This is a genomic window from Staphylococcus sp. EG-SA-2, assembly GCF_017152085.1.
The window spans coordinates 1-4,956 of the sequence record NZ_JACYHC010000448.1; the positions used below are offsets into that span (position 1 = coordinate 1).

7 protein-coding genes are annotated in these 4,956 nt (G+C 30.9%); 4 read left to right on the plus strand and 3 right to left on the minus strand.

Annotation, left to right across the window (positions count from 1 at the left end):
• A partial coding sequence (locus IDG60_RS05830; protein WP_274611437.1) for an FAD-binding domain-containing protein occupies positions 1-488 on the plus strand: 488 nt, incomplete at its 5' end.
• Between the two features lie 154 nt (positions 489-642).
• Here the strand turns inward: IDG60_RS05830 and IDG60_RS05835 are convergent.
• From IDG60_RS05835 to IDG60_RS05845, 3 genes are all read right to left on the minus strand, one after another.
• A complete protein-coding gene (locus tag IDG60_RS05835) occupies positions 643-927 on the minus strand; it encodes a hypothetical protein (protein WP_000154465.1) in 285 nt (94 codons plus the stop codon).
• Positions 924-1,541: a DUF1361 domain-containing protein gene (locus tag IDG60_RS05840; RefSeq protein ID WP_001191874.1), complete on the minus strand. Its 618-nt coding sequence runs from the start codon at positions 1,539-1,541 to the stop codon at positions 924-926. The genes IDG60_RS05835 and IDG60_RS05840 overlap by 4 nt, the downstream gene beginning before the upstream one ends.
• Before the next feature lie 185 nt (positions 1,542-1,726).
• Positions 1,727-2,149 (minus strand): PPC domain-containing DNA-binding protein, encoded by a 423-nt coding sequence (locus IDG60_RS05845; RefSeq protein ID WP_000776018.1) that lies wholly within the window; start codon positions 2,147-2,149, stop codon positions 1,727-1,729.
• Between the two features lie 208 nt (positions 2,150-2,357).
• On the opposite strand from IDG60_RS05845, the gene norA reads away from it, so the two are divergent.
• From norA to ybaK, 3 genes are all read left to right on the plus strand, one after another.
• Entirely contained in the window at positions 2,358-3,524 is a 1,167-nt protein-coding gene (gene norA / locus IDG60_RS05850) for a multidrug efflux MFS transporter NorA (RefSeq protein ID WP_001041274.1), read from the plus strand.
• A 292-nt stretch (positions 3,525-3,816) separates the two neighbouring features.
• Positions 3,817-4,269, plus strand: coding sequence for a hypothetical protein (locus tag IDG60_RS05855; RefSeq protein ID WP_000216725.1), 453 nt, complete (start codon positions 3,817-3,819; stop codon positions 4,267-4,269).
• 173 nt (positions 4,270-4,442) lie between these two features.
• Positions 4,443-4,925 (plus strand): Cys-tRNA(Pro) deacylase, encoded by a 483-nt coding sequence (gene ybaK, locus IDG60_RS05860; protein ID WP_001107235.1) that lies wholly within the window; start codon positions 4,443-4,445, stop codon positions 4,923-4,925.
• Positions 4,926-4,956 lie beyond the last annotated feature (31 nt).

Consider the following 4,956-nt stretch of genomic DNA (forward strand, 5'->3'; position numbering starts at 1 on the left):
ATTTTAATGCATGGTGCGAAGGGCAAACAGGATTTCCAATCATTGATGCAGCAATAATGGAATTGACACAAACTGGTTTTATGCATAATCGAATGAGAATGGTTGTGTCGCAATTTTTAACCAAAGATTTATTTATAGATTGGACATGGGGAGAAAAATTCTTTAGAAAGCACCTTATTGACTATGATGCAGCATCAAATATTCATGGATGGCAATGGTCTGCTTCTACAGGTACGGATGCAGTGCCGTATTTTAGAATGTTTAATCCAATAAGACAGAGTGAACGCTTTGATGCTAAAGCTTTGTATATCAAAACATATCTTCCGATTTTTAATCAAATTGATGCAAAATATTTGCATGATACACAACGCAATGAGTCCAACCTTTTTGAACAGGGGATTGAATTAGGTAGTCATTATCCAAGACAAATGGTAGATCATCAAGAAAAACGTACACAAGTTTTAGCTACATTTAAAGCGCTAGACTAATTCGGCTCAATTGATAGATCTGGCATGAGTAAAATCTGGAGCAGAATATAAAGTTCTTAAGCAATATAAATAAGCCAATTTCTATTATTGATGTGATAGAAATTGGCTTTCCTCAAATATATAAGTTGTATTTAGTTTTCTTATTAATTTGATGTTATCTTAGTATGTCCGTAAATAAAGTGAGGTATAGTACGACATACTCTAAAAACGTAGCGAGATAAATATATTTCAATCTAACTTTTATGTTTTGAGGCACTTGCCATTTAGGATATTGTCGTTCGTAATACGACACTTGTTGTATAAATACACCTAGTCCAAATGGCAGCATCATGAGTAAGATACTTCTTAAATAACTTAAACCAATATCATGCCATATGTGTCCAATAATCAATTGAAAGACAATGATAGATACTATTAAAACGATTATATTTATTGTCACTTGTTCAAACGCACTCCTTTTCCAAATAATAGAATTGCTGCTTGCATGACAACCATAAAACATACAAACATAGCAGTTTTAAGCGTTAGACTTTCTAGAATGTGATTTAGAACATGTAAGGGCTCATTAAAGAAATAAACGGAATGTAAGCGTAAGAAACGACCAATATAAATTCCGAATCCATTTAAAAACATTAGCACGACAACAATTAATCTATTAAGCCAACGGTGAGAAGTCAATGTTAGTATTTCAAAATAGATTAAAATCATCACATAAACCGCTAAGAAGACACCAAGCAGTAAATAGGTAAAGTATTTCCACTCACTTAAATTTAGTCCTGCGTAAAAGTTGAATTGAAATTGGTTCAAATGGATTAAATCAGTTACCATATAAAATGTATTTGGTAAAAGTAACACAAATATAAAACTATATATGATAAAGAGTGGCCATTCATACTTTTTATTCGGTTTGAATAATCGTAATAATAGACTAAGCTCAAAAGGTATATATGCTAAAAACAAATTTAAAGTCATAAATTGAAAAATTTTAGTCTCAAAAAGGGAGACGATAAATAAAATTAAAAAGTAAATTCTAGCGATGTATCGAGATTGCATCAATAATAAACACTACTTTCTAATGAAAAAGTTATTCATTCAAATGTGATAGTTATAAACGCATTCAATTCCTAATTAAAAATTTAATTTAACTCGTTGAAGTATATTAATAAACGAGAATGCATTTATGATTAAGCACTTATGATAACTTGTAATAAAATTTGATTCAACTAAAAAGTAAAGTGCTATTGAGGATCAAGTAAATTTAAACCGACTGCATCTTTGAATGAACGTTGAATGTCCAAATCAGTTACAGTAAGAATGATTTCAGCAGTTGCAGAAACAATTGCTTTAGCGAGATGTCCGCTAAAAGTTTCATATGATTGAGTACCGAAAGTAGCATGCAAATGTGCAAAATGACCATTGTCTAGACGAGAAATATTACCTAATAAGCTCGTCAATTCCAGTGGCTCAGTAATATGTTTTTCTTCGTATTGTTTCGTTGTTAAATTGAAAAATTTTAATACAACGTCATCACATGCACCAATGCCGCTGACAGATGTAAATGTTAAGTCTTGGTCATCTGCAAAGGTTGTTATACATTCAACGATATCTTCTCCTTTTTCCAACACTAGTAGTATAGTATGATTACTTTTTTGCAATTTCATATGATCAATCCCCTTTATTTTAATATGTCATTAATTATACAATTAAATGGAAAATAGTGATAATTACAAAGAAAAAATATTGTCAAATGTAGCAATGTTGTAATACAATATAGAAACTTTTTACGAATATTTAGCATGAATTGCAATCTGTCGTGGAAAAGAAGAATAACAGCTTTAAGCATGACATGGAGAAAAAAGAGGTGAGCATATGAATAAACAGATTTTTGTCTTATATTTTAATATTTTCTTGATTTTTTTAGGTATCGGTTTAGTAATACCAGTCTTGCCTGTTTATTTAAAAGATTTGGGATTAACTGGTAGTGATTTAGGATTACTAGTTGCTGCTTTTGCGTTATCTCAAATGATTATATCGCCGTTTGGTGGTACGCTAGCTGACAAATTAGGGAAGAAATTAATTATATGTATAGGATTAATTTTGTTTTCAGTGTCAGAATTTATGTTTGCAGTTGGCCACAATTTTTCGGTATTGATGTTATCGAGAGTGATTGGTGGTATGAGTGCTGGTATGGTAATGCCTGGTGTGACAGGTTTAATAGCTGACATTTCACCAAGCCATCAAAAAGCAAAAAACTTTGGCTACATGTCAGCGATTATCAATTCTGGATTCATTTTAGGACCAGGGATTGGTGGATTTATGGCAGAAGTTTCACATCGTATGCCATTTTACTTTGCAGGAGCATTAGGTATTCTAGCATTTATAATGTCAATTGTATTGATTCACGATCCGAAAAAGTCTACGACAAGTGGTTTCCAAAAGTTAGAGCCACAATTGCTAACGAAAATTAACTGGAAAGTGTTTATTACACCAGTTATTTTAACACTTGTATTATCGTTTGGTTTATCTGCATTTGAAACATTGTATTCACTATACACAGCTGACAAGGTAAATTATTCACCTAAAGATATTTCGATTGCTATTACGGGTGGCGGTATATTTGGGGCACTTTTCCAAATCTATTTCTTCGATAAATTTATGAAGTATTTCTCAGAGTTAACATTTATAGCTTGGTCATTATTATATTCAGTTGTTGTCTTAATATTATTAGTTTTTGCTAATGGCTATTGGTCAATAATGTTAATCAGTTTTGTTGTCTTCATAGGTTTTGATATGATACGACCAGCCATTACAAATTATTTTTCTAATATTGCTGGAGAAAGGCAAGGCTTTGCAGGCGGATTGAACTCGACATTCACTAGTATGGGTAATTTCATAGGTCCTTTAATCGCAGGTGCGTTATTTGATGTACACATTGAAGCACCAATTTATATGGCTATAGGTGTTTCATTAGCAGGTGTTGTTATTGTTTTAATTGAAAAGCAACATAGAGCAAAATTGAAAGAACAAAATATGTAGCATAAGTATTTTGGTGTATATTGATATAAAGTAAAGCGTAATATTATGAATGATTAGCATCGTTTTTCTTATGAATTTTATTAAGAAAATTCGATGCTTTACATTTAAAAAGATTCGATTGACTAAATGTTTTACTCTTTATATTTAAATGTTATATGTAACAAAAAATGATTTTGAGTAATAAACATGTTACAAATATTACATTCTTTTTAAATTGCAATCCACATACCTAATTCATTAACGTTAATGTGTTAAGATGATAAAAAATGAGTAAGGAAATGTGGGTAAGGGGATGACAGTAAAAAATTTATTTTTAGGCTTTGTTGCTGTAATATTAACCGTTTGTTTAATTGGTTTATTAATATTAGCAACAAATGAAGATGCGCTTGCTAAGGTACATAAAACAATTAATACGCTTAACGCGATAAATGTATCAACTGAAGATACTTATAAAAAGAAAATGGATATTCTCAATATTCATACTGCTAAAGCATCTGAAGTGAATGAAAATGTGGAAAAGCAAAATCATTTTAAACATCGTGTGAATGCAAATAAATCAAATTCTTTTAACGAACAAGAGTGCCAAGTTATTGCTGATCGTTATGCAGATAAGCATATCAATGATAATTATGGTTTAGAAAGAATTTCTAAGACAAATCATGGATATAATTATGTTTATTCCAATGATAATTCAACTAGTAAGCAACATGTAAGTATTTCAAATCAAGGCATAATAACGAAATAATAGATGGAACAGTGTATTCTAATTGGATATACTGTTTTTATTTTGCAATAATTTAATTTAAAAAGGTGAAATCAACTTATAAAATGATGTAAATGTTATGTCAAAATCAACCAATCCGTAATGTATTTTAAAATGTTAATATAGTTCTGAAGAAGTATAAATGAGGTGTTGAAATGGCTAAAAATAAGAAAACGAACGCGATGCGTATGCTTGATCGTGCAAAAATTAAATACGAAGTTCATAGCTTTGAGGTACCAGAAGAACATTTATCGGGTGCAGAAGTCGCAGAACTTATACAAGCAAATGTTAAAACAGTATTTAAAACGCTTGTTCTAGAAAATACAAAACATGAACATTTTGTATTTGTTATCCCAGTAAGTGAAACTTTAGATATGAAAAAGGCAGCTGCTTTGGTTGGAGAGAAGAAATTGCAGCTTATGCCTTTAGATAATTTGAAAAATGTAACGGGATACATTCGTGGTGGGTGTTCGCCTGTTGGTATGAAAACATTGTTTCCAACAGTCGTTGACAAATCGTGTGAAAATTATAGTCATATCAGTGTGAGTGGTGGGCTTCGAACAATGCAAATCACAATAGCTGTTGAGGATTTGATTACAATAACTAAAGGCAAAATTGGAGCAGTTATCCATGAATGATTAATAACAACAAAAAGTATGGGGCAAGATT

Coding starts and splice junctions, on each gene's coding strand:
- IDG60_RS05840 (WP_001191874.1), bottom strand. CDS start 1,541: ATGCAATCTCGATACATCGCTAGAATTTACTTTTTAATTTTATTTATC.
- IDG60_RS05845 (WP_000776018.1), bottom strand. CDS start 2,149: ATGAAATTGCAAAAAAGTAATCATACTATACTACTAGTGTTGGAAAAA.
- norA (WP_001041274.1), top strand. CDS start 2,358: ATGAATAAACAGATTTTTGTCTTATATTTTAATATTTTCTTGATTTTT.
- IDG60_RS05855 (WP_000216725.1), top strand. CDS start 3,817: ATGACAGTAAAAAATTTATTTTTAGGCTTTGTTGCTGTAATATTAACC.
- ybaK (WP_001107235.1), top strand. CDS start 4,443: ATGGCTAAAAATAAGAAAACGAACGCGATGCGTATGCTTGATCGTGCA.